Origin of the sequence: Nocardia sp. NPDC049149 (assembly GCF_043197455.1) — a bacterium.
Lineage (GTDB): Bacteria > Actinomycetota > Actinomycetes > Mycobacteriales > Mycobacteriaceae > Nocardia.
In genome coordinates, this window is the sequence record NZ_JBICTD010000005.1 from 324,913 (window position 1) to 347,264 (window position 22,352).

The window sequence follows — 22,352 nt, forward strand, 5'->3', positions numbered from 1 at the left end:
CGGCGGCGCAGCTTCGCGGTCACAGGTCCTCCTCGGGTTCGAAGATGTGGATGGCGACGCCCGGCACTTCACCGATCCGGGCCAGCCGTTTACGGGAGCGCAGGTCGATAACCTGCGAATCGTCACTGAAAACCACGCCGGTAACGGCATCGAGAATCGCTCGGGCCAGCTTGTCCGCGTCGGGCCGCCTGGTTGCAGGTGGTGTCTTGGATTTCGGGGTGGATTTGGGGCGCGGCATGACGAACATCAAGTCCACGCCGACCGCGCCCTCATGCAGTGGCCAGCCGAGACTGTGAACAGCCAGCGCGACCTGTGCACGCCACGGTCCGAGCTCCTTGGAGGACTCGACCATCCGACCCTTGCCCACATGGCGCTTGCTGCCCTGCGGTGCCGGGATGCCGGGGACGAAGCAGCGGTACGAGCGGGTCATATGCCACCGCCTCGGCGTTCCTGCCACCAATCCGACACCCGGCCACGCCAACCCCGCTGAGCGTCGTCCAGGGCGTTCTCGGCGGCCTCGACACGGGTGAACAACTCGCGGCTACTGATGCGTTCGTTGTGCAGCTCCGCGACTAAGACATTCAGTGCCTCGGCGGCACGCTCCAGCGCTTCTCGGAATTCATCGTCGGTCATTGGGAAGTGGGCCACTCGGCCACCGGCCTTTCGGGGGATGCCTGAGCGATCGCCACCGACAGGGTGGTGAACCACGCGTGGGTTTCGTCGATGATCCACAAACCACCGCAACGTCCACCGAACGCGGCACGCTCGTGACGCTTCGCCGCCCGGTACTTCATGCGAGGAAAGAACCTTGGTTCGCGTGGGATCTGCCCGCTACTCACCCGGCCACCTCGATCCGGCCGGTGCCATAGAACGCCTTCAGCACCGCGGCATCGAATACTGGGTAGGCGCGGTCCTCGTCGTCGTCGACCGCCCTGGCGATGCGGCACAGGTAGAGCCCACCGCCAGCCTGGATGGTGGCGGAGAACCAGTCCCGGCCCCGGTCCCATTCGAGGACGATGCCGCCGTCACGGTCTGCCATCGGCTCGAGGTCATCCGGGACCTTGCCATCGAGCTCGGCTACGAAGTTCGTGTAGGCAGCGACCGCGCACGCTGAGATCACCTTGCTGCCCGGTCCATCCCATCCGTCCCGTAGCTGCTCGAGGTCAGACAGCTTCGCCATCAGACACCTCCCAGCCCGGAGTCAAACCCGGTATCAGAATGTGTACCGGCTGGTACTCGTCAGAGTCGGGCAGCCTGATCGCGAACTCTCCGCCGCGGCGCCGCGCCATCCACACCGTGTACAGCAGCTCGACACCGAGACCGAACAGGTAGTTCAACGACAGTCCACTGGTGCTGTGCATCTGCCGCAACGCCTCACGGATGGATGGTGGCATCGTGACCGACAAGCGGTCTCTGTTCTCGCTCACGCGGTCACCTCTGACCATGACGTCCGGTAACACTGATGCACTTGGAAGGGTGCCGTGTCGTCGCCAGCAGGGCGTCCCAGTACTCGGCTGACCGCGGTGGGCAATAGGCCAGCCTCGGCAAGAGCGCCGACCAAAGGCGCGACAGCGGTCAGGTACTCCCTCCGCATTCGATCGGACAGAGCGGCCCAATCCTCGCGTGGGGTGCCGTCTTCCCGTTGCGGGTACTTCTCCAGGTCGATCGCGCGTTGCGCACGTGCCAGGGTCTCGACGTACTCGGTGCGGATCTGCTCGGCGGGATTCTTGTCAGTGGGTTCAGGCATGATCACTCGGCCGGTTTCTGGCTACAGTCCGGACACAGCAGCTTGCCGTCGACTTCAGTCCAGTCGTCTCCGGCATGATCGACCGCACATTGCTTGTCCATAAAGCAGTCCACTTCACAGTCGTCGTACTCGGCTTCTCCATGGCAGACGTCGCATGCTGCGATGTAGCAGATGACCTCTCTGAAGCTCATGTCTGTTCGTTCCTTTCGGTTGCCGCTTCTGCTGTGGCGGTGCGGTCTGGGTGTGGACCGTGGATGCGGACGATCGGGGACCGCGGGCCGAGAGTGCAGCGGCGCCCGACCGGGGCATGGCAGAACGGGCACGGCACCGACGGAGGGGTACGCCGGTAATCGGAGAGGCTGTAGACGATGGCCGTCACAGCAACCCAATCCGGCGGGCGATCTTCTCCCACGATTCCGTCCGGACCTTGACATCGGTGCTGCTGCCAACGACCGAAACATCCACTCCCGGCGGTACATAGACGGTGCCGGATGAGCTCGAGCCCGTGATCGTGCCGCCCGCGACCACGACCAGATCTTTGACGCGGATGCACGCGCCGGTGAGCCGCACATGCCGGTACGGGCCACCACTCACCTTCATGCTGCTTCCAGTGCGGTTGCAATCAGAGAGCGCGGCCTCCAATACCATCCGCCGGTAATCCACTACAGGGGCAGCAGGGGGCGGCGGGGGCGGTTCGGGAGCCGCAGGCTTCTGGATTCTCACCGGTTCAGGTGCGGCGCATCTGGCCCGCTTCAGCAGCGCGTGCACAGACTCCGCGATCCGCAGCCGGTCACCATTGCCGTAGCCCGGCGCAGGAAACGTGGCCTTGAAGTCGAAGGCCATGCCCACCACAGTTTTCGCGGCGATCTCCGTAGCGGGCAGCTCGCCCCACGACTCCATCAGTGTCGCTTGCACGGCATCGGTGAGGACAGGGTCGCCATCTACCGCGACAAGCAGTACACGCCCGAACGTTTCCTTGGTCGGTGCCGACATTGGCATTGCTTCCTTCTCGAAGGCGGTCATGGCTGTGCCTCATCAGCAACGTCGCCGCTGTGCAGGTCAGGAAATGCGCGGCCAATCGACTCGCGTGCGGCCGCCATGAATTCGCTCCGCTCTTGAGCAGTCATCGGTACGCCGTACAGCGTGTTGGCGTATATCGGGCGGTCTGTAAATCCGTAGTCGACAGTCAAGACCGTGCCTCGCATCGTCGGTCAATCCGGTTGCCGCACAAGCACAACGGGATGTGGTTGATCGGGCAGCCGTAGCACGCTTCGAGGTAGTCGAGTGCGGCCAAGCGGACTTGGATCACCGCGGGCATCAAGGCATGCAGCGCAGCCTTCCGATCGGTCACGGCTTCACCCCCCGGAGCTCGTACGTGGTGCCGCTCGCCCGGTCGGCAACGTCTCCCGCGATTTCAAGATCCGGCCATACTCGCTGGTCCACCAGCTCAATGTCCTCATGCTCGAAATCGCCGCGCAGGACGACGTACCCGAGTGGAGGACTTGATTCAGTAGAGCCCTCTAGTAAGCCGAGGAGAACGCGACCGTCGTCGATCTGCTGCTCGGTGTCCTCGTCGTAGTCGTTGGGTTGTGTCGCCCACTCGGTGGCAAGCTCCCGGATCGTGTCGAGCAGCTCGCGTTCGGTCATGGCTTCTCCTCCTGGATTTCGGCGAGGTACTGCCTCGCCTCGATGTACGGACACAACTCCCCTAGCTCGAGAGAGCGGAGGCCATGCTCCTGACATGCGCGGTGATGGTCGAAGCGACAGACACTGTCGTCGTCGACGCTGACGAACTCGGCCAGGAGTCGGCGCGCCTTGGCCAGCTCGGCGGGCGGACACTGCGACTCCCTGATGGCCGCGAACAAGTCCAGCAGGAGATGCGGGCGCATCTGGAGCCTCTGAAGGTTCGCCTGCGCAGCGCGGGCCTCGGCCTCCATCCACTGGAACTTCTCAAGGATGTTGTCGGCGGTCATGGCTGTACCTCATCGGCCTTATCGCCGATGCCGCGCTCGGCACACACGCGGGCGACGACATAACCGCCGCGCGGTGGCGTGCCCGGTAGATACTCGGCCTGACTCTGCAGGCTCTCCCGGAACTCCTCCGCATCGGCACGCGACGTACACGATGCCCTCGCCACAGTGACCTCGGCATCCGACCAGACGCACGCCACCGTGTACCCGAGTGGGGGACGCGAGTCGCGGAGATATCCTCGCCGTCCAAGCTCGGCGAGCACAGCACGAACGCCATCGGCAGCGGCCTTGTGCCCGTTGACACCCAGGTCTGCCCAGTCATAGCCCGCCCCTGCGGGCACCTCGCCGGTCACGTTCTCGGCGTCCCAAGCGATGCGGGCTAGTTCGAGGACGGCCTCGTCATCGAGTTCGGGTGGGAGTGGGGGACGCTGTGTGGTCCGCAGCTTGAGCAGTTCGGTAGCGAGCCGTCGATGCCATCGGTCGAAACAGGCGTACTCGTCGTTGATGATTCGCCGGAGCTCTTCGTCGGGCGGATAGTCGGTCATGACCGCACCTCGCCGTGGACGGCTACGCGCAGCTCTTCGATGGCGACGTGCAGCCCTTCGGCGATGCCGTGCTCGCCAGCTGCGCGATGCTCGGCCTCTTCCTCAGCCCACTTCTCGAACAGATCGGTCACCCGATCGAGGCAGCCAACAGCGAATCCTGGTGGCGTTGCCGGGGTCTCGCCGAGTTCGTCGAGCACCTTTCGGATCACACGGTCCCTGTTGAAGACGGCCTGCCTGTCGACCTCTCCCGAGCCGCGGCCGGGCCCTGTCCAGCCGTCGAGGCCAGTAGCGTTGCCGTCGTCCCACGCCTCGATCAGCGCATCCTCGATGCGTCCGAGTGGGGGACGCTGTGCGGTGTCCGCGACCAGTTCGCCCTCCAGCAGGGCTACGCGTGTCGGGACGAGCCGGGCAACCTCGGCGTGTGCCCGGTCACGATCCTGCTGGGCGGCCTCCAGCGAATCGAGCAGCGTTGAAAGCTTGTTGCGCACCCAGTTGTATGCCGCCCATGGATCAGGAGTCCTCGGCGGTCCCGCTGCGATGAAGGACAGCAGTTCGCGCGCCTCGGCAATCAGGTCATGATTGGTCATGGCCGATCCACGTCCGGCACGATGACTTCCGGTTTGAAGATGACTCGATAGTGATCAGCGCTGACGTTGGCAGTCTCGGTCTGCTCCACGAAATACGTGACGTTGTCGCTCAAGCCGAGGAAGTGTTTCTTGTACTCGCCTCCTGCGGTTTTGCAGACGACTTCGAGTTGGTTGCTCTCGTCTTTGATCGAGCATCGGCCTTCGATCACCAGCATGTATTTGTCGGTGATGCCGTTGACGAACACGATTCGTCGTTCGATCTCGAATTGATCGGATGCCTTCGAGAGGTTCTCGGACACTACGTCCGCATCCGTCGAGCAGCCGACGAGGGCGAATGCCCCCATCAATATGGCCAGTGCGGCAACCCTATTCATGCTTCTCCTTCTGGGTTGGGGTGGGCGATAAATCCGTGAGGATGGGCGTGTCCGTTCTCGGTGAGGTATTCGAGTTCCCAGGTGGGATGGAACGGCATCGGATGTTTGTCGCCGTCGAGGCGAATGCGGAGTCCGCCGTGGCGGGCGCTCGTGATGGTGCCGAGCCGGGCGGCCCCGTCGCCGGTGTAGCTCACACGTCCGCCGCGCTTCGCTGGAACGCTGTAGTGGTCACGAACCCACTGCATGCTCATCGCGGGTCTCCGCCCTCGGCACTGAAGAGCTCGGACGCATCGACAACCTGGCCGCTGACAGGGACCTCAGTCCAGATGCCGTCGACAACTCGCCACTCGTTAAGGACGCGAAAGATCATCGTGTGCCGTCCTCGGGCAGCAGCACGGGGTGTCTGATGTACTCGTAGAACCTGCCGCCGTCTGCACCGAGCGTTCGGACGTATTGCCTCAGCTCATCCAGGTCGGAGCCGTTGACCTCGACATCGTCGTCCTGCCGCTGCCATCCGTATTCGGTAATGACGATGTCAGCGCGTGGGATGACCAGGAACTCGTCCAGTCGACCGGATATCTCCCGCTCCCGGACCTCCCATTCGTGCCAGCGCCAGGACGGCAGCCCCATGCCGGCGTCTTCGTCACGATGGTGCCGAACCAGGCGGGCTGCGGTTTCGAACGCGGCGATCTCGATTTGCAACGGCAGGCGGTGATCTTCGTGGGCGTTACGGAGGTATTCGCTGCGCATCTCGGCGTAGCTTTCGAGCATGTCCGCGAGCGCGGACTCGATCCGATGCAACGCGTCTCGTGTGCTGTCGCTCATCAGGTTGGAATCAGCCATCGCCGAGACCGCCTGCGAACTCTCCCCGTGCACGCCGTTCTGCCAAGTCTGCGAGGATCTCGGCGTCGAACTCGTCCGGCTTCCATTGGCCGGTGAGCACTGCGACCGCTTCCCGCAGCTTGACGGAATCTTTGGTCAACGCGACCAACGACCGATGGAATGGCTCCATCTGCTTCGTCATTTCCTGGACGTTGCCGAGCTTGGTTTCAGGTGGAACTGGTGGCACTGGGGCGAAATCGCTGGGGATGTAGATGGCACCGGGGGAAGTCCAGGGGTCACGTTTTGTCATTGCTTTCACTTTCTTTGGGTTTCCTGCCGCGCTTCTGCTCGGCCATCACTGCCCCCGCCTCATCGGCCACTCGCCAGCCGATCAGGCCACTACGCACCCACCGCTTGCCGCAGACGCACGCAACCGGGATGTCTCGCGGGCACATCTCGGCGGCAGGGAGTTCGCACGCGTGGATCGGCTGGCCGCCCAGCAACGCGTTCGGTTCGCTCATTCGGTGCCCGCTTTCGCCGCGACGCGAGCACAGCCGTCGCACAGGAACATCGCGTCGATCAACTCTTGAGTCATCGGCACACGAGAGGCGTTGACGTACCGGTCCCCAGGGCGGACGACAGTCGCTCTAGCGCACAGCGTGTAATGCTCACCAGGCTTGGCCAGATGCCGTCGGCGGGCCGACCAGGCGGTGACGTTGTCGAATTCAGCCATTGGTGTCCGCCTTCTCGGCCCGGTCCTCTATGCATGTCAGGCAATCGCAGTTGATCGTGCAGTTCGCCAACTCCTCCGGGCTGCCGTAGAACACCTGGACACTGCCGTCGGTCTCTCGTGCGACGACCCAGTCGGCGCCGATCGCTTCGACACGCTTGTCGTCGTAGGAGTCACGGCCGAAAGCGCCATGGCAGAAGCCACGCAACAGGGTTCCGATTCGGATCTCGGCCATCACTGCCCCGCCCTCTCCGCCGCCCGCTTGGCCTTCTGGCAGGTCGCCGCTAACGCTTCGGGCTGTGTGCGGTGATAGGTCAACTGCGCCAGCCGTGCACTGGCCGCATACAGGTCGAACGACATCCACTCCCCCTCGGCGGATTTGGTGACCGTCCAACGCCGGGCGCTCATTTGGTCCCCGCCTTCTCGGCTACCGCCGCAACGAGTTTGGCGCGGCCTTCGTCGGTGATCGCCCACACCTTCCGGAGTCGCCCGCGCTTGTCGGGGCGCAGACCGTGCAGCCTCAATTGAGCGGCACCATGGAGACGATTGGCGATCGTGGTGACACGCACTGTCGGCAGGTCGGCGAGGTCGCAGATCTCGCGTGCGGTGCGAGGGTTGCCGTCGGCGAGAGCTGCCAGCACGCGGCCCGTGTGGCTCGTCGGGTCGATCACTACTCCCCTCCCGCCTTCTCGGGTGGGGACCACAGCAAGACGGCTGGCAGGTTCAGGACACGCGTCGTGAATGCTGGGTCGAATCCGGGCTCGAACCATTGCCCTTCAACCAGCTTCTGATGCACATCCCCGTCTGGATATGGCGCGTCCATCACGACCGCGCCGACAGGCAATGCGTCGAGTTCCGCATGGGTCTCGATCAACCTGGCTGGCGGACGGAACCCCGCAGCGAGGACAGCGTCGGCACAGCACTCGTATTCGTCAGCGGGAAAGTCTGATTCACCGCTGGGCATCGAATGCTCACGCAGGATCGCGGCGAGCTGATCTCGGTCACTGGCCATCGGTGCGCACCTCCATGCCGCGTGCGCCGTTGCATGGATTGGCGCGATGGCGTTCGCACGCTGTTCCGACAGGCTCAGCGTGGAAGCCGTACGGGCTGACCGGGCAGGTGTGAAGGCGTACCTGATCGCCGTCGCTGTGCACCCATGCGCCATCACTCGCCTTACTGCTCCGATGGATCGGGCCGTCGCAGTGTTTGCACACGGCGGTGTCTTGAGTGGCGTGGGCGTAGCCGCAGGCAGTTTCGGGATCGCGGCGCGGATACAGGCACGTGTTCGTGTTGTCACTGGCCATCGGTGGGCTCCTCGGCCTCGTAGTGGCGTTCGTGCTCCCAGCACAGCGGCACGTTGTTGTCACCGGGACCGATGCCGAACGTGCGTGGCTGCTCTCCGCAGACGTGGCACACCTGGCACTTGGGGCACAGGAGTTGCCCGTCGACCTCGCACCAGTCGGCAGCGATCGCTTCATCGAGAGCGGCAGCTTCGTCGGCCCATGCTTCGTAGTCGGAGCCCGTGTCGGTGGTGCCGCACTTGTCGCACACAGGCGAGTAGTAGGTGCCAGGGCGGATCATTCGGTGCCCCAGTCTCGGTTGCTCATTCGGAGGGTTCCTCGGCATTCAGGTATGCGATCGCGGCTGGCTCCAGGACAGCAAGATCGGGTGTGGTGGAATGGATCTCAGCGAGCCGGTTGATGCGGCTGTGCCGATACCCGGACCAGTGCAAATCCCCCACCGTGACGACGGGCAGCCCTCGATAGCCCAATGCGGTGACGATGTCGTGGGCGGATTGATCCTCGGTCACATCCCGGTACCGGTACGGGAGTCCCACCTTGTCGAGATGCTGGGTGGTGGTCTTGCACTGCGGGCAGCCAGGTTTGCCGAACACGGCGATCTCAAGCATCGGGCTCCTCGGTGATGTCGGCGGTGTGCAGGATTCGTTCGGGAAGGTCCCTCGTCCAGTGCAGATCCCCTGGTGATCCATCCGCCCGGCGCCACGGATTCCCCGGCTCATGCCTGGACTTCTGCCACGCGAATCCGTAGTAATCGAGGACCACCGACCCAGCTGGTAGTGCCGCTAGAGCCGCCGGGTCGACAAAGGTTGGCGCGGTCACATCGGTGAGGCGGTAGAGGTGCCAGCCGGGCCGCCAGGCGTTGGCCTCTGCCAGCTGCCCTCTGCCATCCGCTTCGGTGTCCAGCACGTCCTCGGAGAACCACATGAACTGCGGGCCTTCGGTGTCGTCGTCCAGCTCGGCGATGTAGCCGACGATGAACCCTGGAGGCAGGGACTGCGGGGTAGGCGGCATCAGATGGTGCGGTTCGGTGACACGGCGTCGTGGCGGCCGCCACGCCGTGAGGGCGTTGGCGATGTGCTCACCCAACTCCGGACCGAGGTCGGTCGGTCCCGGCAGCACCAGGTATGGATGGTTCACCCAGGACGCGATCGCGGCCCGGACTGCCTCCCGCAAATCCGAATGTTGTTCGCGCTTAGGCATTGCCGCTCTCCTCGGTGATGTCGGTTCGACTTTCATGACCAGCGCAGTAACCGGATTTGGTCCGCCGGTCGAGGTGGTGGCAGTCGCCCATTCCGTCGTGGTCGAGCCACGGGTGCGGGCACAGTTCACAGTCGCGAGTCGTGTTCATTCCTGTTCCTCGGCGAGTGAGCGCAGGAACTTCTCCGCACGGCCGTCCCATTCACGCCAGGTTTCGTTCCCGCCCGGCGCACGTTCCCCGTACATGCGAAGGTGCATCGCGTATTCGAGGAGTTCGACCGCGGCAGTGAGGCGTTCCGGTTTGCCGCGTTCTCTTGCGCTGGTGTACATCTCGCGAGAGGTCTGCAATGCCGCCTCCAGCTCGGCGACGCGGTCGTCATCGGCGTAGCGGCTGATCTCCCACCATCCCGTGCCGGTCAGGTCGAACGTCCAGCCGCTGCCATCCTCGGCGTTCCATCGGTCACCCTCGCCGGGGTCGGAGGGGAAGCCGTAATGGCGGGTGGCCCAAGGGTGTTCCATCGTCCGATGCCAACCGGCAGGGCGGCCTTCCGGCGGCGCGGTCGAATCAGGCCGCCCCGCGGTGCCCCCCAGCGTCGCTGCTGACGTGGTTTCAGTGTCGGTCTCGAGTCCTTGCTTGGGTTGGTGACATTCGCAGCGGCAGGGACGCTTGCAGGTCTTGCACTCCAGTCGGCAGTCACCACAGTTCTCATGCCAGCAGTAGGTACTCAGGTAGTCGTGGACACGGCGGGTTGTTTGCGTCATCGGTCCACCACCATGAAGAACCGTTCGCAGCCTTCGTTCGGGCACCGCACGATGTCGCTCCATGCGTGCCGAGTCGGCGGCATATCCCTGAGCTGCACCCCATCGGGGATCTCACACTTTTCAGCGCAGCCGATGGCGCCGGTCAGATATTCGCTACTGGTCATGCCATCGCCCCGTACGCCAGCGGGAACCGCTCGGCCTCGACAGCCTCGAGACGCCCGTCACGGGCGCGCACGATCCAATCCCCCTCCCGCAGTTGGGCATACACGCCACGCGCATCCACCCACAGCTCAGCGGTAGCCCCGGACTCGTCCCGCCACTCGGGGGCGATGACTCCGAACCGGGCACCCGCCAGGTCGCTCACGTCCTCCCAGTTGTCGCCGAGCCACTGAACGGCCTGCACCTCAACAGGTTTCGTCCTGTAGGTCTGGACGGTCATTCGCCACCACCAACCCGCTCGCTCAGCCTGAAAGCGCGATCGACCTTGCCGAGAGCGACGGTCAGCAACCGGTTGATGAGCTCCTGCTGGGTCTCGCCGCCGAACGAGCGAGTCGGCAGGGACTCGGTCACTTCCAGGTCGCCCTCGTCGGACCAGACCTGTATCCGCACACGGGTCATGCGCCCGCCTCCGCAGCCCTCAACACCTGCATGTCGTGGATGAACCGGATTGCCATCGCCGCGACCTGCTGCGCTTCGGCCATCGCCTCCGGCCACCGGTTCGCCTTGATGTCGTCCCACATCTCGTCGACTTCCTCGAGCAGCACCGCGTAGCCCTCGTGCATCGACCGCATGCGCGTGAACTTCGATGTGGCCGCGCTGATCTCGGCGACGACATCGGCCAGGATCGGGTCGTATCGACTCATGAGCCCGCCGTGCTGCGGAGCGTTCGACGCCTCTCGAATTCGTGCTGGGTAGGACGTTTCGTCGTCGGTGATGCCGTGCATCGTGCGGGCGCCCAATCCTGGTGTGGTCATTGCCGGTTCTCTCTTTCGATTGCTGCTCAACGTGCCGGGATCGTGACGGGCAGGCCGCCGCCAGCCCAGCACTGGAAACCGATTGGCATCTGCTTGCCGGATGCGATCAAGTCCAGGCAGCGAGCGACGAGGACGTTCGGGTCGTTCGATACCGACGACGCCAGGATCCTGTTGGCTTCGGCCTGTGCGACCGCGGTGCGCTGCGACTCCTCCGCGATACGGGTGTTGGCGATCTGCGCCTGGTAGGCGTTGATCTTCTCCTGGGTTTGCTGGTCGAAATGAACGATCGAGATAATCACGTTCTGCACGTCGATCTGTGTGTGGATCTTCTCTTGCAACCGCTTGGTGACCCGCTCGGACAGCTCCGAGAGGTTCGGGCCGCCAACAGATTTCGGGTCCAGCGGGTTGTAGTCGGCGAACACCGCGTTCAAGGTCGCGTTCAGCTCACGAGTGACCAGCGAATCGCGAATGTTGTTGTCGTTCTGGTAATCCCGGAACAACGTGTCACCAGCGGCGGGCACGATCCGCCAGCGGATCGTGTTGTCCACGCAGGCGGTGGAGTTGTTCGCCAGCCGGACCGCGGTCGAACTATCGCAACGACCGTCCTTCCAGCCACCGATCTGATTGTCGGTGCGGATCGTGCCGTTCAGCTCGGGCACCTTCTGCCACGGAAACTTCACCTGCAACCCGTTGGAGCGGGTACCGACAGGCTTGCCGAACGAGGTGACAATGCCGACGTTGCGGGTCGAGACGATCGTCAGGCACGACCACACCAGCAGCAGCACCGACAGCCCCGCGCACACGCGGTAGGCGCCGATCGCAATCGGGCTGGCGTCGTCATCGGCCGACATGGCACGCCGGGCAAAGACGAAGACGACCGCCACCGCGGCCAGGATCAGGGAGAACAGAAGCAACCAGGGCATATTCAGGATTCCTTTGCGTGGGTTCGGGATTCAGCGTCGATCGCTGCTTGTGCACGTGCGGACGGTTCCCGCTCGGCGTAGTCGTGGACATCGGATCTGGTCACCGCGAGATGCGGTTTGCAGGCAGCGCACGGGATGGGTCGCTGCTCGTCGTCGGTACCGAGCCAGCCGCGGCGGCAGCGAGGGTCACGGCAGGCCGGCGGATCATGTTCGCCATAGCGGTCAGGCATCCGAGCCCCTCCGCTTCAACGGCTGGCTCGTCAAATGCCAACGACCACACCAGCACTCATAAGCCCGCATTTGTGCCCCTCCGCCATGGAGTGCGGCGTGACGCATCACGGCACCGATCTGCACCTCTGCGGCGAAACGAAACGCGAACCGCACCTTGTCCGGGTGCGGGCACAGGGCCAGGTTTCCCGCGGCCGCATGAGAGGCACTGCGGCCCTGCGCTTGAGTGGCCTTGACCCCGGTCGATACCTCACCGCATGAGCAGGTCGCCTGCCAGGAGCCGGGAGTGACCTCGACTGGGGATCCGGGGACGTGCAGGTCCGGGCTAGCCATCGGCGCCCGCCTCACGCTTGAGCGCCTCGAACTGCTGACGCAGGCTCGGCCGGTCCGGGCTCGGCGGCCGGTGATCGCACAACGCTCGTGCGCCCTGGCCGTCGTCGAGGTAGCCGTCTGCGTCGCACATTCCGCACCGGCGGATCTCGGCGGCACGGAGTTCGGCGGCTTCGCGTTTCGCTTGGCGGTGAGCCTCGGTGCGCTCGACTGCGGCGCGCTCGGCGGCTTGGTCGCGTTCGAGATTCGCTGCGACCCACCGGCGGCGGGCGTCGGCGCATGGACCGCACGGCTCCGGCGTGCCGCCCGGATGGCTTTCGCAATGAGGGGCTGGGGGGTCGTTCGCTGCGGCCGTCGCGTAGTGAGGTTCCCCTGTTACGTAACCACCAATTGGCTGCTGTATGTAGGGCTGCTGTATGCGGTATGCAGTATGCAGGTAGGAAACGGACCGATCCGCATTGGTAATACCGGCCTGGGTCGGTATTACGGAAACCGGTTGATCCGCATTAGCGTTCGTGACCGATCCGGCATCACCAATGTGATTGGTAATCTGGTTTGTGTAACCGACCGAATCGAGGCCAGGCAGATTCACCAATCTGGCCAGCTGCTCCGACGACATCGGCGACGTCCACGAGCTGTACTCGGGATGCTCCTCCTTCGCTCGCCGGAGCTCCGTCACGACCGCCGCCCGCAACGTCCGAGAGGCCAACGCCCCATACGCCTTCGCCACCGAGATGCCCATCTTCGGGTTCCGCAGCAGCTCATCACTGCGGATCAGACTGCGCACCAAAGCCTCTTCGGTAAGGGGATCGAACAAGATGAACCGCTCTTGCTCCAGCTCGGCCGCCGCCGTGAGAATGGCCGCTTCCGTCCACCCGCGGGCGCGCTGCGTTAGCCGTTTGGGACGCCAGTCCGCGCGACCGCAATACGACAGGTCCGGGTCGGTCGCCAGCACGTCATAGAGATGCTGGGCGGCCGGTGTCAGGTCTAGCCAATCGTTGTCGTCCCAGCGACTCAACCGGATGCGGGCATACTCACGCGCCATCGACGGCCCCCGTCAACTGTGCTGTCGCGACCGACGTTTCCGAGATGTACCCGATGAGTTGGTCTACGCCGCGGAGTGCGCCCAGTGCCATGGAGGCGACGTCGAGGATGCACTGATAGTCGCTGCATGGTTCTGTGCACCGGCACGGCCGCATCCGCGTTCCCGTTCGAGCAAGCCACATTTCCGAAGCGGCTTGCCAGCGGTCCGCAGCATACGAGCGGTAGAAGTCTTCATCGAAGCCGCTGTCGTCGGCCTCGGCCTGCTCATCACCGAGGGCGCTTCCGCCGCCTTCCATCCGAGTCACGATCCGCGCCGCTAATTCTTGCGATTCCCGGACGCGCTTCCAGCAGCATCCGCAGAAATACTTCCACTTCGCCGACACGCTCCTGGTCGTGAGGGAAACTGTCATCAACTCGGTGAGGTCTTCGACATCCAGACCTGCCTCGATGAACGCGCGAATCGAATTCTCCCAATCAGCAGGGAGTTCCGACGAGGACCATCGATTCGGCCGAGAGCCCTCCCAATGGTGATGGAGGAACTCGCACATCTCGTTGTGCTCATCTCGCGCTACTCGGCGGCCATGAGCGGCTATCTCCATAGCCTCAGCCCACAATGCCGCCCTGGCATCCACATCGGCGACGATGGGGCTATCGGCAGTCGTCGACGTCTTGCCCGCGTTGCAGGGTTGACACGCCGTGGCCAAGTTCGACGGGTCATTGCTGCCGCCGAGGGCGACCGGCACAACGTGATCGACAGTGAGTACGACGTCGGGAGCAGCGCTCCCGCAGTACCTACAGGCGTGGCCGTCGCGTCGCAGGACCTCGTAGCGGACTCGTTTGCTAACAGCCATCAGGTCATCTCCAAAATCTCTGCTCGGCCCGCGTGCACCGGCTCGCAACGCTCCGGTTCAACCATCACGACGACACCTCCCCTTCGCCTTGAATCAGCCGCAGCGTCGGACGTGGCGGGGTCGCTTCACGCCCGCCCTCCAACGGCTCCCGCCACGGTGACGCCCACCGATAGATGCCGTCCCAATCCGCGTTGAAGTACCGGCGCAGCACGCCACCCGTATTCGCCGACGGGGAGGGTTCACCGTTGGCATGCCACTGCCGTTTCAGTGCGAGGTACTTCGCCTCGAGCCCGCGGTGGCGCGCGCACAGGTAGCCCTCGGCTCCTTCGCCGGTCATCGGATCGAGGTCCAGGACGTGAGTCGATCCGGGCTGACCGCACAACCCTTCGCGGCGGATCATCGGCGCGATGCAACCGCGGCCTCGGCTCTTGCTCGGCTCGTACCGGGGTACGTCCCGCTCGACGACATGTTTGGCCCAATATCGCCGGTAGCCTTCGTCGCCGCTGACGAGCCTGGTTATGGCAGTCATCCAGCTCTTGCCGGAGGTCTTGCGGCCCTGTGCTTGGCGGGTGGCGATCACCTCGTCCAAGCCGAGCGCGAACAGCAGCAGGTCGCCGGTCAGGTCGGGGTCGTTCAGCATCTTCCGGTGCCGTTCGTCGCGGCGCATGATCGCCTTCAGGTCGGTGCTCTGTTCGGCCATCAGCCCGACACCTCCACCGGCGTGGGTTGCACGAACATCCGCGTCTGGCGCTCAGGCCGAGGAAACAGACCCTCCTGCGGCGGTTCAGGTTTCGGCCGCGGCTCCCCACCGCCGCCGGGCGGCTCGAATTCGATACACACGTAGTCCTGGATCCCCGCCTGCTCCAACCACTCGACAGGCGTTTTCTCCCCGCAGATCGCCACCAGGATCAGCGGGCAACCAGTCGGGACAATGCCGTTGCGGAACGGGCGATCACGCATGCATCGGGCACACCAGGAGGCTTCCCAGATCTCCCACGAGGTCCCATTGCTGAACGCGGGATGCGGGCGGGCGTCCTTCTCGATCTCCTCCAGGGACCTCACGACGTGGCTCCTTCGATCGAGCAGATGGTGTTACTCGTCTTGCCGACACCGACCGCGTCGGCGATTCCCGACCGCCGCCGTTTCCGCACATGCGCCGAGAGGCTGATCCGCTGCCCGCCCGGCATAGAGATCCGGCGGTCTCGCCATCGGCGATTCGGCGTCTCACCTTCGAGCCACAGTTCATGGAACCTGTTGCGGCCGAGCCTCACTCGTGCACAGAACGTGTGGTATCGCAGCCCGAGAGCATCCGCGGCTTGCCTGTAGTCCTCGTACGCGGCCAGCGCCTGCAGCGCCTCCTGGTGGATCGGCTTGAGGCGCGGCCAGATCTGCAGCAGCGCGACCCGGTCCACTACGGCCTCGTCTACCGCTCCGATGGTGCGCCGAGACCAGTAGGCATGGAAGCGGGGCATGTCGTCGCGGCCTTGATAGCTCTCACCACGGGCTCGCGGCACCCCATGTTCTTCGGCGCTCCGCCCTGTCCACTTGTCGGCGGCATACCAGGCGGCGTGCGTGAGATCCCTTGGCGTCGGCTGCTGTTCGCTCACATAGAGCAGCTCGACCGCTGCATGCCACCCGGTCGCGTAGCGCTCGTCGGCGTCGATCCCCTGATACCAGGGGTTACGCAGGACGCCGCACCGCACGAGTATGTCGACTTGCTGCAGCGTGTAACCGTGCCGTATCTCAGTCACAGCGACACCACGCTCCGACGTCTACGGTCGCCCGCACACTGCGCGGACCGACCGGACAAACACAGCTCTTCGATCGCCTTCATCTGCGCAATGGTCTTGGTGTCCCACTCCACTCGCGCCCGTTCCCAATAGTCGATGCCGCCGGAGCGGTACTGCTTCCATCCATCCGCAGTCCTCAAGCGGCAACCCGGGACCGGGCCCGGCCACAACTGCCCCTTGAACCGACGGCCCTGCCAGCGCCTCCACTGACTGCGATGCACAGCGCACATGCCGTCAGGGCGGTCGACACCGAAACGCTGGTCAGGCGGGTAAAAGTTGCTGTTGTTGTAGTGCTGGCAGAGCCGCCATTCCACGGCCTCCCATGTCTGCCAGACGGATCGGATGTGATCGGGCACCGTGACGTCGAGGTACTTCTCCGGCCCAGTCACGGGGCGGCTCCTTCGATCAGTTCGACCCGTTGCGTGCAGGTCGGTCCTGGATCCCATGCGTGATAGGAGCCGCCCAGCGTGAATCCGTACAGCCCGACCCTGGTGATGACCCCCTCCCATTCGGAGTGCGTCGTGTCTCGCATGGGATGAGGCGGATCGAAATCCCTGATCACCTTCACCCTGTCGCCAGGCTTGATATACAGTCTCATTCCGCACCCCGCGCGGCACTTTTCGATCGTGCCGGGCGCACCCAGCTCCCGATCATTAGGTGTGCAGGTTGCACGCATGCACGGCTGCCGGTGCAGGTGTGCCGGATATGCATGCCTTCAAGGGAATGGCCGTGGAACACCTCGTAGGCCACGCGATGCACCCCATGCCTTTTCCCTGCAATCGAGATCACGCCAAAGCCTTTCTCGGTAATGGATCCTCGCCATAACCAGCACCCGCGGCGCGGTGGCGGTTCCGGCATGTAGTGCAAGAACGCCGTATGGGGATTGCTGGCGGCCGGGTAGCGGGTGGCGAGCGGATCGCCGTGCCTCCTCCAGCGCGTGTAGTGCATGGCGCACCAGCCACGAGTAAGGGCATCGGTTGGGCATCCAGGCACGCAACAGCGCTTTTGACGTTTACCGGCCATGCCGCGCTCCCGCTCTGCCGGGCGCGGGCCTCCGCCGCCAACACCCGTCGATCCTCATGACACGGCTCCGTCGATCGCATCGCCGCACACCAGGTGATACGGCCCGTCCCCGCCAGCACTGAACCGGAAGCCGGGCGCCAGCGGACGGCTACAGCGGCGGCACGGTGGCCACACCGCCGGTGCCAGACCGCCATTCGCCAGCAGATAGACCGGGCCGTGCAGCTGGGACAGGATCGGGCGAGACCCGGGCTGCTCGCCGTGCCAGAGGGTGAAGCCCTCCTCATGCGCGGCGTGAGGATGAGCTGTTGCCCAGCCATGACATTCGAGACACAGCAGCGCCAAGTTCGTCAGCTCATGGCCGCCACCTTGTGAACGGTTCTTGAGGTGGTGGATCTCGCCGCCCTCCCAGGTCAGATCCTTCGCGCATCGCTCGCATCGCATCTGAGCGCGGGACTTCACAGCCGATCTCGTAGCACGGGAGGGATCGGATTTGGCTCTGCGGCGCAGCCCCTTCGGCTGCTTCGGCGCCTTCTGTTCGCGTTGGTTCTTGGGCCACATCTGGCGCATCAGGTTGGCGGCGGTGGGGTGAACGCTCACAGCCCCGCCTCGATCCGCTCCAGCTGGCCTCGCACGAATGCCTCGATCGCGTCCCGCTGGTACCCGATCAGTGGGACGCCGGAGTTGCGGGCGGCTATGAGGTTGGCCATCCGCTGTTCGTCAGCGAGAGCAAGCAGGGCGTGGACGTTCGCCGCGGCGAAGTCGCGGGCGTTCAACGCGGTCTGGGCCGCCTCTCGATGGCTGCTCATGCGCCCTCGCCTTCGGCGGGCGCGGACTCCTCCTGCGCTGGAACGCTTTTCCCGCGCCCCTTCGCGATATCCTCAGCCGTCAGCCGCGCAGGCGGGAACTCTTCGTCCTTCGGCAAACCGTCGCGAGTGATCGAGGTGAACAGGACACCCATCTGCGCGAGGTCGGCAGCCGTCCACTGGCCACGCTGACGACCGATCTTCGTTTCCAGCTGATCGACCTTGACACCGATCCCCCGGAAGCTGGCGATCATGTTCTGCTTGCGTTCCTCCATCGGAACGCCTTCCCCGTGCTCCAGGGTGCGGCGACAGATGGTTTGGGCTTCCTCCGTGAACCACTTCGGCAGCACGTTGTCGATGCATTCACGGACCGCACGGGCGCCGGTGTTCTGGTTCGACAGGTAGATGTCGTGCAGCTCGGTCAGCTTCTCCCGCTTCCCGGACTTCATGCGGGCGTGAGGCTGTTGGAAGGTGCGGGAGTTGCGGGAGTTGGTTTCGACGTCCCACGCGAACGCCTGAACCTCCGACTCGCCCTTCTCATCGTCGCGGCGCAGCTCATGAACCCCGTACTGGATGTTGCCCCAGATACGGGCCAGCTCCTTCATGAGATGGACGCTGGGGCCGGTGCCGCGGTTCTTCACCGCGTAGAAGGCGCGCTCGGCCATCGCCATCCGCTGACACGAGTCCCGCATCTCGGCGACCGCGCGTTCGGTGTCGCGGCGAACCTGCTGGGCGACGACGATCGCGGCCTGCACTTCTGCAACCGCACGGGTCTGCTCGATCGCGGTGGCCTGGCTGACATCCGGCCGACCGGGCTGGATGGCGAGCGGCTGATATCGGGCGGGGGAACTCATGACAGGGTCGCCTTCCTGCGTTGGTAGCGACGCGCATTTGCCTCGCTCTGACATTTCCTGCACCCACGACCACCCCGCGGGCGGGACCGCGTGAACGTGTTCTCCGGAGTGAACTCATGACCGTTAATGCAGTGGGTCTTCGGCGCCTTCTTGGGAGACGCGGCTCTCTGCTGTCGCTTGTATTCGCGCAGGGCAGATCTCGTGCACTGCCGACACTTGCGAGCGCCTGTTGTCGTCACATAAGTGTTGGCCTCGTCAAAGGCGTTGCCGCAGCGAGGGCAACACGTGCGGCGGGCATAGACATGCGACCCATGACGCACGGTGTCGTACATGTTCTCCGACGGCGTCCCCCATGCGAGATTCCCGATCGAGTTGTCGTTCACGTCACCATTCAGGTGCCGGGCAACCATGCCAATAGGACGTGGACCCGAGAACGCCTCCAGCACAAGCACATGCACTCTTCGCGTCTTGCGCAGGAGTGAAACCTGCCGATATCCCTTTGTATCGCTTTGCAACACCAGCATTTTGCCGACGTATCGCACCAGTCGGCCGTCGGCCGTATTGCGTGTCCTTGGGATGCTCCGTACCCTGCCGAAGTTCGAAACCTCGTATTGGCCTACATGACCAATGACGTCACGCCATTCCTCATTCATCTAGAGGACTCCTCTGCGTGGTAAGTCCACCGAGGCAGAGAAACCAAGTGCACGTCGCTGCCCCAGTCCGGCCAGGTGCCGGTTTCACGGCAGTCCGCGTACAGGTCGATGGCGCGTCTATTGCGGGCGGCACCGTAGGCGAGGGCGTCGGCGTCGAGCTCGATCACCGACACGAGGTGCGGGAGGGTCTTGGCGACAACGAGAAACAGAAACCCTGGGTCGGGGTCCATGCCCAGCGCGATCACCCCACGCCGGTAGAAATCGCCCTGCATCGCGTAGCCAAGATTCACCGCTGCTTTCGAGAAAGCTTGGGGCGCAGAGGTGTCCGCCGATTTGCCGTCGACGATGATCAACCGGTTGCCGCTTCGGCACATCCAGTCAGGGCGAGCGCGCAGCATCACACCGGTTTCCTTGTCGCGCCAGTACAGGGAATGCTCGGCCATGCCTTCACTCAGCAGGGTGGCGGCAATGTCGTTCTCGCGCGCTGCTTCAACCATCGCCTTGACTTGCAGCAGTTGTTTGGACAGCAGCGGCGTCTTGCCGTCGGCCCACGCCTTCGCCTGCGCGTCCTTGGCGGCGTCCTTGCGCCAGTCGTTCTCCTTGATCTCGACGATCTCGGGGCCGACACCGAAAAGGAGGGTGTGGAACGCCGTGCCGACGTCGAAGTAGTCCTGGGAGTACTCACGTGGGTTGTGCAGGTCGTGATGGAACTGCGCCGGGCAGGTGGCCAGCAGATGGCGGGCGCCGGAGGAGGACAGCGAGTTCCGGTCGGCGTGATACACCTCGTTCGGGATGTCGGCGTACATGCCGGGCTCGGACGGCGCCTGACACAGCTCGCGGTCGTCCACCTCCCCGCCTCCACACCGCGGGCACCCCGCGCCCATGCAGAACGGGCAGTCGTGCACAGCTGGAACCTCAGTCATGAGCCCTCCCTGATGAATTGAGCGATCTCCGCCCGCGTCGCGCGGTTGAAAGACGCGGCGAACCCGTCGCGCTTCTCGTCATCGACAGCGATGAACGTGCGCCCGTCGTAGTCGTGGGTGACCGTCAGCCTGGACTTGCCGTCGTACCAGGTGCGCCGCCACGGCTCGTCTCGTACTGGACTGCTCATGACGCCACCCGGCTGCGGGCGGGAGGCTGCACCGCGAGCAGGCGTTGAGCGCGTTCCTTGTCCATGTTTTGCCAGGTGCTGCCCGCAACTCCGAACAGGACCGCTCGCACGGTGGTCGCCGCGACATCGGCGAGTGAGGCGATACGTGTGATCGCCATCCCCTCGTCGAAGTGCAGCGTGTGCACGTGCTGGCGCACCGGTGTCACGTCGGTCAATCCCTTGCAGTCAGGGCACAACTGGCGTTTCTTGCCCTGGAACAGCTGGCCGCAGCGAGTGCACGGGACGCCCTTCTGGGCAGTGACAGGCAGCCCCAGCCATCGACGCAGAGCTGTTCGCTGCATCGGGTCTGAGCATCTGAATCCCGCCGCGATGGCGAACTTCTCCCCACGGGCTATCGCCGCTTCACCGCACGCGCGCCGGACCGGGCATTCCTCGACACAGATGCGCCGAGCCTCTGGGCCTGTGCCGTGGTCGGGAAACCACATGTCGGGCACCGGATGGTTGTGGCAGGCGGCCCGCAACCCCCACTCGGTATCGGCAGCGTTCATCGGCGCGACCGCTTCCTCTTCTTCAGGTCGGACGGCGACTGGGCAGGCAACTGGCAGGCGGCGTTAACCATCCGGCCTATCTGGCCGATGCCGAACCCCATGCGTGTCAGCGCGAGCTCCAGTGCCTGCGCCTGCGCTTCGGTGAGGTAGTCGGAATGCGGTTCGAGATCCACCATCAGGCCCTCCCCTCGCAGCCGTCGGCGGGCATCCCCGCCAGCCGCGTCCACCTGCAGGACGCTGACATCGATAGCGGTACCGCAGTCGAGGCAGTCGAATCGGTTGGTGGTTGCGCGGGCACGCTGCAGGTTGGCGTCGCGCCGGAACTCGCGCGCACAAGCAGGGCAGAAGTGGTCCATCACATCACCCCCATGTCGTCAGCGATCTGCCAATCCCGTTGACGGTCAGGGTCTTCGGGCACGTCCTCGCCGTCGTCCTCGACGGGGGCGCAGGAGTAGCCGTCGTCATGCCGCTGGCCGACGATGGCGATCAGCACGAACGCCAGAACCCCAGCGGCGACGGTCTTCCATGCGTCACCGAGCAGCTCCAGCAGCAGCCCTTTCATGGCCGTACCTCCCCGATGCAGGCGAGGGCAGGCATGACGATCTCGGACAGGTCAGCTCCTATGTCGTGGATGCGTGGGTCGTTGTCGATGAGCAGTCGTTCGACATGGCGAGCGACGGCATGCAACGCGGCCAGGACGGTGGCGTCGTCGGCGCGGTGTTTCTCGGCGGCAGCCATCAGTGGATCGGTCACGGCTGGGCCTCCCGGACGATCTCTCGCAGGCGCTCGATGACACCAGCGAAGCTCTCGTCGATCAGGCCGCGTTGGAGCAGATCATCGAGCTCGGTCGCATACGCCGACACCCGCACCACTGTCGCGTCCACCGCCAACGGAGACCACTCGATCCCATTGGACGAGGTCGGGGTCAGCCAGTTGACGACCGTGTACGGGTCGGCCAGCCACTTCAGTCCTGTATTCAGTACGGGTCCCGGTGCGCGCACCACCCACCGGCGGGTACCGACCGCCAGCTGAGCCCATGGCGGTCCCGTCTCGTTGCCGAGCTCGATAGACCAGATCAACTCATCACGGATGTACACCGCGTACATCTGCGTCGGGACGGCCAGTGTCCAACCATGTTCGACGGCAACGGATTCGATCTTTTCGCGGATGCTCATTCGTCCTCCC

At 64.5% G+C, this 22,352-nt stretch carries 50 protein-coding genes; all 50 read right to left on the bottom strand.

Features of this window, described 5'->3' with window-relative positions; translation table 11 throughout:
• Positions 1 to 19: 19 nt before the first annotated feature.
• Positions 20 to 430 carry a RusA family crossover junction endodeoxyribonuclease gene (locus ACGFNJ_RS22015; RefSeq protein ID WP_393451082.1) on the bottom strand — a complete coding sequence of 137 codons (411 nt, stop codon included), beginning with the start codon at positions 428 to 430 and terminating at the stop codon, positions 20 to 22.
• Positions 427 to 633, bottom strand: coding sequence for a hypothetical protein (locus tag ACGFNJ_RS22020; RefSeq protein ID WP_393451085.1), 207 nt, complete (start codon positions 631 to 633; stop codon positions 427 to 429). Before ACGFNJ_RS22020 ends, ACGFNJ_RS22015 begins: the two co-directional genes overlap by 4 nt.
• A 202-nt stretch (positions 634 to 835) precedes the next feature.
• Positions 836 to 1,180: a hypothetical protein gene (locus ACGFNJ_RS22025; protein WP_393451088.1), complete on the bottom strand. Its 345-nt coding sequence runs from the start codon at positions 1,178 to 1,180 to the stop codon at positions 836 to 838.
• Positions 1,164 to 1,427, bottom strand: coding sequence for a hypothetical protein (locus tag ACGFNJ_RS22030; protein WP_393451091.1), 264 nt, complete (start codon positions 1,425 to 1,427; stop codon positions 1,164 to 1,166). The genes ACGFNJ_RS22025 and ACGFNJ_RS22030 overlap by 17 nt, the downstream gene beginning before the upstream one ends.
• Positions 1,424 to 1,747 carry a hypothetical protein gene (locus ACGFNJ_RS22035; protein ID WP_393451094.1) on the bottom strand — a complete coding sequence of 108 codons (324 nt, stop codon included), beginning with the start codon at positions 1,745 to 1,747 and terminating at the stop codon, positions 1,424 to 1,426. Before ACGFNJ_RS22035 ends, ACGFNJ_RS22030 begins: the two co-directional genes overlap by 4 nt.
• A 2-nt stretch (positions 1,748 to 1,749) precedes the next feature.
• Positions 1,750 to 1,938: a hypothetical protein gene (locus ACGFNJ_RS22040; protein WP_393451097.1), complete on the bottom strand. Its 189-nt coding sequence runs from the start codon at positions 1,936 to 1,938 to the stop codon at positions 1,750 to 1,752.
• 184 nt (positions 1,939 to 2,122) lie between these two features.
• Entirely contained in the window at positions 2,123 to 2,770 is a 648-nt protein-coding gene (locus tag ACGFNJ_RS22045; RefSeq protein WP_393451100.1) for a hypothetical protein, read from the bottom strand.
• A 324-nt stretch (positions 2,771 to 3,094) separates the two neighbouring features.
• Positions 3,095 to 3,394: a hypothetical protein gene (locus tag ACGFNJ_RS22050; protein WP_393451103.1), complete on the bottom strand. Its 300-nt coding sequence runs from the start codon at positions 3,392 to 3,394 to the stop codon at positions 3,095 to 3,097.
• Entirely contained in the window at positions 3,391 to 3,720 is a 330-nt protein-coding gene (locus tag ACGFNJ_RS22055) for a hypothetical protein (protein WP_393451106.1), read from the bottom strand. The genes ACGFNJ_RS22050 and ACGFNJ_RS22055 overlap by 4 nt, the downstream gene beginning before the upstream one ends.
• Positions 3,717 to 4,262: a hypothetical protein gene (locus ACGFNJ_RS22060; RefSeq protein WP_393451109.1), complete on the bottom strand. Its 546-nt coding sequence runs from the start codon at positions 4,260 to 4,262 to the stop codon at positions 3,717 to 3,719. The genes ACGFNJ_RS22055 and ACGFNJ_RS22060 overlap by 4 nt, the downstream gene beginning before the upstream one ends.
• A complete protein-coding gene (locus ACGFNJ_RS22065) occupies positions 4,259 to 4,849 on the bottom strand; it encodes a hypothetical protein (RefSeq protein WP_393451112.1) in 591 nt (196 codons plus the stop codon). Before ACGFNJ_RS22065 ends, ACGFNJ_RS22060 begins: the two co-directional genes overlap by 4 nt.
• Positions 4,846 to 5,223: a hypothetical protein gene (locus ACGFNJ_RS22070; protein WP_393451115.1), complete on the bottom strand. Its 378-nt coding sequence runs from the start codon at positions 5,221 to 5,223 to the stop codon at positions 4,846 to 4,848. Before ACGFNJ_RS22070 ends, ACGFNJ_RS22065 begins: the two co-directional genes overlap by 4 nt.
• Positions 5,220 to 5,474, bottom strand: a complete 255-nt coding sequence (locus tag ACGFNJ_RS22075) for a hypothetical protein (RefSeq protein WP_393451118.1) — start codon at positions 5,472 to 5,474, stop codon at positions 5,220 to 5,222. The genes ACGFNJ_RS22070 and ACGFNJ_RS22075 overlap by 4 nt, the downstream gene beginning before the upstream one ends.
• Before the next feature lie 115 nt (positions 5,475 to 5,589).
• Entirely contained in the window at positions 5,590 to 6,066 is a 477-nt protein-coding gene (locus ACGFNJ_RS22080; RefSeq protein ID WP_393451121.1) for a hypothetical protein, read from the bottom strand.
• Positions 6,059 to 6,247 (bottom strand): hypothetical protein, encoded by a 189-nt coding sequence (locus tag ACGFNJ_RS22085; protein ID WP_393451124.1) that lies wholly within the window; start codon positions 6,245 to 6,247, stop codon positions 6,059 to 6,061. Before ACGFNJ_RS22085 ends, ACGFNJ_RS22080 begins: the two co-directional genes overlap by 8 nt.
• Before the next feature lie 94 nt (positions 6,248 to 6,341).
• Positions 6,342 to 6,566: a hypothetical protein gene (locus ACGFNJ_RS22090; protein WP_393451126.1), complete on the bottom strand. Its 225-nt coding sequence runs from the start codon at positions 6,564 to 6,566 to the stop codon at positions 6,342 to 6,344.
• The gene (locus tag ACGFNJ_RS22095; RefSeq protein WP_393451128.1) at positions 6,563 to 6,778 is read right to left on the bottom strand and encodes a hypothetical protein; all 216 of its coding nucleotides are present in this window, start codon (positions 6,776 to 6,778) and stop codon (positions 6,563 to 6,565) included. The genes ACGFNJ_RS22090 and ACGFNJ_RS22095 overlap by 4 nt, the downstream gene beginning before the upstream one ends.
• Complete coding sequence (locus ACGFNJ_RS22100; protein WP_393451130.1) at positions 6,771 to 7,010, bottom strand: hypothetical protein; 240 nt, start codon at positions 7,008 to 7,010, stop codon at positions 6,771 to 6,773. Before ACGFNJ_RS22100 ends, ACGFNJ_RS22095 begins: the two co-directional genes overlap by 8 nt.
• Complete coding sequence (locus ACGFNJ_RS22105; RefSeq protein ID WP_393451132.1) at positions 7,010 to 7,183, bottom strand: hypothetical protein; 174 nt, start codon at positions 7,181 to 7,183, stop codon at positions 7,010 to 7,012. The genes ACGFNJ_RS22100 and ACGFNJ_RS22105 overlap by 1 nt, the downstream gene beginning before the upstream one ends.
• Entirely contained in the window at positions 7,180 to 7,446 is a 267-nt protein-coding gene (locus ACGFNJ_RS22110) for a hypothetical protein (RefSeq protein WP_393451135.1), read from the bottom strand. The genes ACGFNJ_RS22105 and ACGFNJ_RS22110 overlap by 4 nt, the downstream gene beginning before the upstream one ends.
• Positions 7,446 to 7,787: a hypothetical protein gene (locus ACGFNJ_RS22115; RefSeq protein WP_393451138.1), complete on the bottom strand. Its 342-nt coding sequence runs from the start codon at positions 7,785 to 7,787 to the stop codon at positions 7,446 to 7,448. The genes ACGFNJ_RS22110 and ACGFNJ_RS22115 overlap by 1 nt, the downstream gene beginning before the upstream one ends.
• On the bottom strand, positions 7,777 to 8,079 hold the full coding sequence (locus ACGFNJ_RS22120; RefSeq protein ID WP_393451141.1) for a hypothetical protein: 303 nt from the start codon (positions 8,077 to 8,079) through the stop codon (positions 7,777 to 7,779). Before ACGFNJ_RS22120 ends, ACGFNJ_RS22115 begins: the two co-directional genes overlap by 11 nt.
• Positions 8,069 to 8,356, bottom strand: a complete 288-nt coding sequence (locus tag ACGFNJ_RS22125; RefSeq protein WP_393451144.1) for a hypothetical protein — start codon at positions 8,354 to 8,356, stop codon at positions 8,069 to 8,071. The genes ACGFNJ_RS22120 and ACGFNJ_RS22125 overlap by 11 nt, the downstream gene beginning before the upstream one ends.
• 22 nt (positions 8,357 to 8,378) lie before the next feature.
• Positions 8,379 to 8,684: a glutaredoxin family protein gene (locus ACGFNJ_RS22130; protein WP_393451147.1), complete on the bottom strand. Its 306-nt coding sequence runs from the start codon at positions 8,682 to 8,684 to the stop codon at positions 8,379 to 8,381.
• Positions 8,677 to 9,276, bottom strand: a complete 600-nt coding sequence (locus tag ACGFNJ_RS22135; RefSeq protein WP_393451150.1) for a hypothetical protein — start codon at positions 9,274 to 9,276, stop codon at positions 8,677 to 8,679. The genes ACGFNJ_RS22130 and ACGFNJ_RS22135 overlap by 8 nt, the downstream gene beginning before the upstream one ends.
• Positions 9,269 to 9,424: a hypothetical protein gene (locus tag ACGFNJ_RS22140; protein WP_393451153.1), complete on the bottom strand. Its 156-nt coding sequence runs from the start codon at positions 9,422 to 9,424 to the stop codon at positions 9,269 to 9,271. The genes ACGFNJ_RS22135 and ACGFNJ_RS22140 overlap by 8 nt, the downstream gene beginning before the upstream one ends.
• Positions 9,421 to 9,792, bottom strand: coding sequence for a hypothetical protein (locus ACGFNJ_RS22145; protein WP_393451156.1), 372 nt, complete (start codon positions 9,790 to 9,792; stop codon positions 9,421 to 9,423). Before ACGFNJ_RS22145 ends, ACGFNJ_RS22140 begins: the two co-directional genes overlap by 4 nt.
• Positions 9,793 to 10,031: 239 nt before the next feature.
• Positions 10,032 to 10,199, bottom strand: coding sequence for a hypothetical protein (locus ACGFNJ_RS22150; RefSeq protein WP_393451159.1), 168 nt, complete (start codon positions 10,197 to 10,199; stop codon positions 10,032 to 10,034).
• On the bottom strand, positions 10,196 to 10,438 hold the full coding sequence (locus ACGFNJ_RS22155; RefSeq protein WP_393451166.1) for a hypothetical protein: 243 nt from the start codon (positions 10,436 to 10,438) through the stop codon (positions 10,196 to 10,198). Before ACGFNJ_RS22155 ends, ACGFNJ_RS22150 begins: the two co-directional genes overlap by 4 nt.
• Before the next feature lie 32 nt (positions 10,439 to 10,470).
• Positions 10,471 to 10,653 carry a hypothetical protein gene (locus tag ACGFNJ_RS22160; RefSeq protein ID WP_393451169.1) on the bottom strand — a complete coding sequence of 61 codons (183 nt, stop codon included), beginning with the start codon at positions 10,651 to 10,653 and terminating at the stop codon, positions 10,471 to 10,473.
• Positions 10,650 to 11,009 (bottom strand): hypothetical protein, encoded by a 360-nt coding sequence (locus ACGFNJ_RS22165; RefSeq protein WP_393451172.1) that lies wholly within the window; start codon positions 11,007 to 11,009, stop codon positions 10,650 to 10,652. Before ACGFNJ_RS22165 ends, ACGFNJ_RS22160 begins: the two co-directional genes overlap by 4 nt.
• A gap of 26 nt (positions 11,010 to 11,035) precedes the next feature.
• Positions 11,036 to 11,932 (bottom strand): SPFH domain-containing protein, encoded by an 897-nt coding sequence (locus tag ACGFNJ_RS22170; protein ID WP_393451175.1) that lies wholly within the window; start codon positions 11,930 to 11,932, stop codon positions 11,036 to 11,038.
• A 553-nt stretch (positions 11,933 to 12,485) separates the two neighbouring features.
• A complete protein-coding gene (locus ACGFNJ_RS22175; RefSeq protein ID WP_393451178.1) occupies positions 12,486 to 13,535 on the bottom strand; it encodes a hypothetical protein in 1,050 nt (349 codons plus the stop codon).
• On the bottom strand, positions 13,525 to 14,385 hold the full coding sequence (locus ACGFNJ_RS22180) for an HNH endonuclease (RefSeq protein WP_393452219.1): 861 nt from the start codon (positions 14,383 to 14,385) through the stop codon (positions 13,525 to 13,527). Before ACGFNJ_RS22180 ends, ACGFNJ_RS22175 begins: the two co-directional genes overlap by 11 nt.
• 64 nt (positions 14,386 to 14,449) lie before the next feature.
• Positions 14,450 to 15,085: a hypothetical protein gene (locus ACGFNJ_RS22185; protein ID WP_393451181.1), complete on the bottom strand. Its 636-nt coding sequence runs from the start codon at positions 15,083 to 15,085 to the stop codon at positions 14,450 to 14,452.
• Positions 15,085 to 15,447, bottom strand: coding sequence for a hypothetical protein (locus ACGFNJ_RS22190; protein ID WP_393451184.1), 363 nt, complete (start codon positions 15,445 to 15,447; stop codon positions 15,085 to 15,087). The genes ACGFNJ_RS22185 and ACGFNJ_RS22190 overlap by 1 nt, the downstream gene beginning before the upstream one ends.
• A complete protein-coding gene (locus tag ACGFNJ_RS22195) occupies positions 15,444 to 16,136 on the bottom strand; it encodes a hypothetical protein (protein ID WP_393451186.1) in 693 nt (230 codons plus the stop codon). The genes ACGFNJ_RS22190 and ACGFNJ_RS22195 overlap by 4 nt, the downstream gene beginning before the upstream one ends.
• Entirely contained in the window at positions 16,133 to 16,564 is a 432-nt protein-coding gene (locus ACGFNJ_RS22200) for a hypothetical protein (protein ID WP_393451188.1), read from the bottom strand. Before ACGFNJ_RS22200 ends, ACGFNJ_RS22195 begins: the two co-directional genes overlap by 4 nt.
• On the bottom strand, positions 16,561 to 16,707 hold the full coding sequence (locus ACGFNJ_RS22205) for a hypothetical protein (RefSeq protein ID WP_393451191.1): 147 nt from the start codon (positions 16,705 to 16,707) through the stop codon (positions 16,561 to 16,563). Before ACGFNJ_RS22205 ends, ACGFNJ_RS22200 begins: the two co-directional genes overlap by 4 nt.
• A gap of 545 nt (positions 16,708 to 17,252) precedes the next feature.
• The gene (locus ACGFNJ_RS22210; protein WP_393451194.1) at positions 17,253 to 17,795 is read right to left on the bottom strand and encodes an HNH endonuclease; all 543 of its coding nucleotides are present in this window, start codon (positions 17,793 to 17,795) and stop codon (positions 17,253 to 17,255) included.
• On the bottom strand, positions 17,792 to 18,004 hold the full coding sequence (locus ACGFNJ_RS22215; RefSeq protein WP_393451197.1) for a hypothetical protein: 213 nt from the start codon (positions 18,002 to 18,004) through the stop codon (positions 17,792 to 17,794). Before ACGFNJ_RS22215 ends, ACGFNJ_RS22210 begins: the two co-directional genes overlap by 4 nt.
• Entirely contained in the window at positions 18,001 to 18,756 is a 756-nt protein-coding gene (locus ACGFNJ_RS22220; protein ID WP_393451200.1) for a hypothetical protein, read from the bottom strand. Before ACGFNJ_RS22220 ends, ACGFNJ_RS22215 begins: the two co-directional genes overlap by 4 nt.
• Before the next feature lie 95 nt (positions 18,757 to 18,851).
• The gene (locus ACGFNJ_RS22225) at positions 18,852 to 19,508 is read right to left on the bottom strand and encodes an NUMOD4 motif-containing HNH endonuclease (RefSeq protein ID WP_393451203.1); all 657 of its coding nucleotides are present in this window, start codon (positions 19,506 to 19,508) and stop codon (positions 18,852 to 18,854) included.
• Positions 19,505 to 20,431 carry a PD-(D/E)XK nuclease-like domain-containing protein gene (locus ACGFNJ_RS22230; RefSeq protein WP_393451206.1) on the bottom strand — a complete coding sequence of 309 codons (927 nt, stop codon included), beginning with the start codon at positions 20,429 to 20,431 and terminating at the stop codon, positions 19,505 to 19,507. The genes ACGFNJ_RS22225 and ACGFNJ_RS22230 overlap by 4 nt, the downstream gene beginning before the upstream one ends.
• Positions 20,428 to 20,619: a hypothetical protein gene (locus tag ACGFNJ_RS22235; RefSeq protein ID WP_393451209.1), complete on the bottom strand. Its 192-nt coding sequence runs from the start codon at positions 20,617 to 20,619 to the stop codon at positions 20,428 to 20,430. The genes ACGFNJ_RS22230 and ACGFNJ_RS22235 overlap by 4 nt, the downstream gene beginning before the upstream one ends.
• Entirely contained in the window at positions 20,616 to 21,167 is a 552-nt protein-coding gene (locus ACGFNJ_RS22240; RefSeq protein ID WP_393451212.1) for a WhiB family transcriptional regulator, read from the bottom strand. Before ACGFNJ_RS22240 ends, ACGFNJ_RS22235 begins: the two co-directional genes overlap by 4 nt.
• Positions 21,164 to 21,523, bottom strand: a complete 360-nt coding sequence (locus ACGFNJ_RS22245; RefSeq protein ID WP_393451215.1) for a hypothetical protein — start codon at positions 21,521 to 21,523, stop codon at positions 21,164 to 21,166. Before ACGFNJ_RS22245 ends, ACGFNJ_RS22240 begins: the two co-directional genes overlap by 4 nt.
• Complete coding sequence (locus ACGFNJ_RS22250; protein ID WP_393451218.1) at positions 21,523 to 21,729, bottom strand: hypothetical protein; 207 nt, start codon at positions 21,727 to 21,729, stop codon at positions 21,523 to 21,525. Before ACGFNJ_RS22250 ends, ACGFNJ_RS22245 begins: the two co-directional genes overlap by 1 nt.
• Positions 21,726 to 21,920, bottom strand: a complete 195-nt coding sequence (locus ACGFNJ_RS22255; protein WP_393451221.1) for a hypothetical protein — start codon at positions 21,918 to 21,920, stop codon at positions 21,726 to 21,728. The genes ACGFNJ_RS22250 and ACGFNJ_RS22255 overlap by 4 nt, the downstream gene beginning before the upstream one ends.
• Positions 21,917 to 22,342: a hypothetical protein gene (locus ACGFNJ_RS22260; protein ID WP_393451224.1), complete on the bottom strand. Its 426-nt coding sequence runs from the start codon at positions 22,340 to 22,342 to the stop codon at positions 21,917 to 21,919. The genes ACGFNJ_RS22255 and ACGFNJ_RS22260 overlap by 4 nt, the downstream gene beginning before the upstream one ends.
• Between the last annotated feature and the right edge of the window lie 10 nt (positions 22,343 to 22,352).

Bases quoted from the DNA above. Each gene is read 5' to 3' on its own strand.
- ACGFNJ_RS22015 (WP_393451082.1), bottom strand. From the start codon at position 430: ATGACCCGCTCGTACCGCTGCTTCGTCCCCGGCATCCCGGCACCGCAG.
- ACGFNJ_RS22020 (WP_393451085.1), bottom strand. From the start codon at position 633: ATGACCGACGATGAATTCCGAGAAGCGCTGGAGCGTGCCGCCGAGGCA.
- ACGFNJ_RS22025 (WP_393451088.1), bottom strand. From the start codon at position 1,180: ATGGCGAAGCTGTCTGACCTCGAGCAGCTACGGGACGGATGGGATGGA.
- ACGFNJ_RS22035 (WP_393451094.1), bottom strand. From the start codon at position 1,747: ATGCCTGAACCCACTGACAAGAATCCCGCCGAGCAGATCCGCACCGAG.
- ACGFNJ_RS22040 (WP_393451097.1), bottom strand. From the start codon at position 1,938: ATGAGCTTCAGAGAGGTCATCTGCTACATCGCAGCATGCGACGTCTGC.
- ACGFNJ_RS22045 (WP_393451100.1), bottom strand. From the start codon at position 2,770: ATGACCGCCTTCGAGAAGGAAGCAATGCCAATGTCGGCACCGACCAAG.
- ACGFNJ_RS22050 (WP_393451103.1), bottom strand. From the start codon at position 3,394: ATGACCGAACGCGAGCTGCTCGACACGATCCGGGAGCTTGCCACCGAG.
- ACGFNJ_RS22055 (WP_393451106.1), bottom strand. From the start codon at position 3,720: ATGACCGCCGACAACATCCTTGAGAAGTTCCAGTGGATGGAGGCCGAG.
- ACGFNJ_RS22060 (WP_393451109.1), bottom strand. From the start codon at position 4,262: ATGACCGACTATCCGCCCGACGAAGAGCTCCGGCGAATCATCAACGAC.
- ACGFNJ_RS22065 (WP_393451112.1), bottom strand. From the start codon at position 4,849: ATGACCAATCATGACCTGATTGCCGAGGCGCGCGAACTGCTGTCCTTC.
- ACGFNJ_RS22070 (WP_393451115.1), bottom strand. From the start codon at position 5,223: ATGAATAGGGTTGCCGCACTGGCCATATTGATGGGGGCATTCGCCCTC.
- ACGFNJ_RS22075 (WP_393451118.1), bottom strand. From the start codon at position 5,474: ATGAGCATGCAGTGGGTTCGTGACCACTACAGCGTTCCAGCGAAGCGC.
- ACGFNJ_RS22080 (WP_393451121.1), bottom strand. From the start codon at position 6,066: ATGGCTGATTCCAACCTGATGAGCGACAGCACACGAGACGCGTTGCAT.
- ACGFNJ_RS22085 (WP_393451124.1), bottom strand. From the start codon at position 6,247: ATGACGAAGCAGATGGAGCCATTCCATCGGTCGTTGGTCGCGTTGACC.
- ACGFNJ_RS22090 (WP_393451126.1), bottom strand. From the start codon at position 6,566: ATGAGCGAACCGAACGCGTTGCTGGGCGGCCAGCCGATCCACGCGTGC.
- ACGFNJ_RS22095 (WP_393451128.1), bottom strand. From the start codon at position 6,778: ATGGCTGAATTCGACAACGTCACCGCCTGGTCGGCCCGCCGACGGCAT.
- ACGFNJ_RS22100 (WP_393451130.1), bottom strand. From the start codon at position 7,010: ATGGCCGAGATCCGAATCGGAACCCTGTTGCGTGGCTTCTGCCATGGC.
- ACGFNJ_RS22105 (WP_393451132.1), bottom strand. From the start codon at position 7,183: ATGAGCGCCCGGCGTTGGACGGTCACCAAATCCGCCGAGGGGGAGTGG.
- ACGFNJ_RS22115 (WP_393451138.1), bottom strand. From the start codon at position 7,787: ATGGCCAGTGACCGAGATCAGCTCGCCGCGATCCTGCGTGAGCATTCG.
- ACGFNJ_RS22120 (WP_393451141.1), bottom strand. From the start codon at position 8,079: ATGGCCAGTGACAACACGAACACGTGCCTGTATCCGCGCCGCGATCCC.
- ACGFNJ_RS22125 (WP_393451144.1), bottom strand. From the start codon at position 8,356: ATGATCCGCCCTGGCACCTACTACTCGCCTGTGTGCGACAAGTGCGGC.
- ACGFNJ_RS22130 (WP_393451147.1), bottom strand. From the start codon at position 8,684: ATGCTTGAGATCGCCGTGTTCGGCAAACCTGGCTGCCCGCAGTGCAAG.
- ACGFNJ_RS22135 (WP_393451150.1), bottom strand. From the start codon at position 9,276: ATGCCTAAGCGCGAACAACATTCGGATTTGCGGGAGGCAGTCCGGGCC.
- ACGFNJ_RS22140 (WP_393451153.1), bottom strand. From the start codon at position 9,424: ATGAACACGACTCGCGACTGTGAACTGTGCCCGCACCCGTGGCTCGAC.
- ACGFNJ_RS22145 (WP_393451156.1), bottom strand. From the start codon at position 9,792: ATGGAACACCCTTGGGCCACCCGCCATTACGGCTTCCCCTCCGACCCC.
- ACGFNJ_RS22150 (WP_393451159.1), bottom strand. From the start codon at position 10,199: ATGACCAGTAGCGAATATCTGACCGGCGCCATCGGCTGCGCTGAAAAG.
- ACGFNJ_RS22160 (WP_393451169.1), bottom strand. From the start codon at position 10,653: ATGACCCGTGTGCGGATACAGGTCTGGTCCGACGAGGGCGACCTGGAA.
- ACGFNJ_RS22165 (WP_393451172.1), bottom strand. From the start codon at position 11,009: ATGACCACACCAGGATTGGGCGCCCGCACGATGCACGGCATCACCGAC.
- ACGFNJ_RS22170 (WP_393451175.1), bottom strand. From the start codon at position 11,932: ATGCCCTGGTTGCTTCTGTTCTCCCTGATCCTGGCCGCGGTGGCGGTC.
- ACGFNJ_RS22175 (WP_393451178.1), bottom strand. From the start codon at position 13,535: ATGGCGCGTGAGTATGCCCGCATCCGGTTGAGTCGCTGGGACGACAAC.
- ACGFNJ_RS22180 (WP_393452219.1), bottom strand. From the start codon at position 14,385: ATGGCTGTTAGCAAACGAGTCCGCTACGAGGTCCTGCGACGCGACGGC.
- ACGFNJ_RS22185 (WP_393451181.1), bottom strand. From the start codon at position 15,085: ATGGCCGAACAGAGCACCGACCTGAAGGCGATCATGCGCCGCGACGAA.
- ACGFNJ_RS22205 (WP_393451191.1), bottom strand. From the start codon at position 16,707: ATGCGAGACACGACGCACTCCGAATGGGAGGGGGTCATCACCAGGGTC.
- ACGFNJ_RS22215 (WP_393451197.1), bottom strand. From the start codon at position 18,004: ATGAGCAGCCATCGAGAGGCGGCCCAGACCGCGTTGAACGCCCGCGAC.
- ACGFNJ_RS22225 (WP_393451203.1), bottom strand. From the start codon at position 19,508: ATGAATGAGGAATGGCGTGACGTCATTGGTCATGTAGGCCAATACGAG.
- ACGFNJ_RS22230 (WP_393451206.1), bottom strand. From the start codon at position 20,431: ATGACTGAGGTTCCAGCTGTGCACGACTGCCCGTTCTGCATGGGCGCG.
- ACGFNJ_RS22235 (WP_393451209.1), bottom strand. From the start codon at position 20,619: ATGAGCAGTCCAGTACGAGACGAGCCGTGGCGGCGCACCTGGTACGAC.
- ACGFNJ_RS22240 (WP_393451212.1), bottom strand. From the start codon at position 21,167: ATGAACGCTGCCGATACCGAGTGGGGGTTGCGGGCCGCCTGCCACAAC.
- ACGFNJ_RS22245 (WP_393451215.1), bottom strand. From the start codon at position 21,523: ATGGACCACTTCTGCCCTGCTTGTGCGCGCGAGTTCCGGCGCGACGCC.
- ACGFNJ_RS22250 (WP_393451218.1), bottom strand. From the start codon at position 21,729: ATGAAAGGGCTGCTGCTGGAGCTGCTCGGTGACGCATGGAAGACCGTC.
- ACGFNJ_RS22260 (WP_393451224.1), bottom strand. From the start codon at position 22,342: ATGAGCATCCGCGAAAAGATCGAATCCGTTGCCGTCGAACATGGTTGG.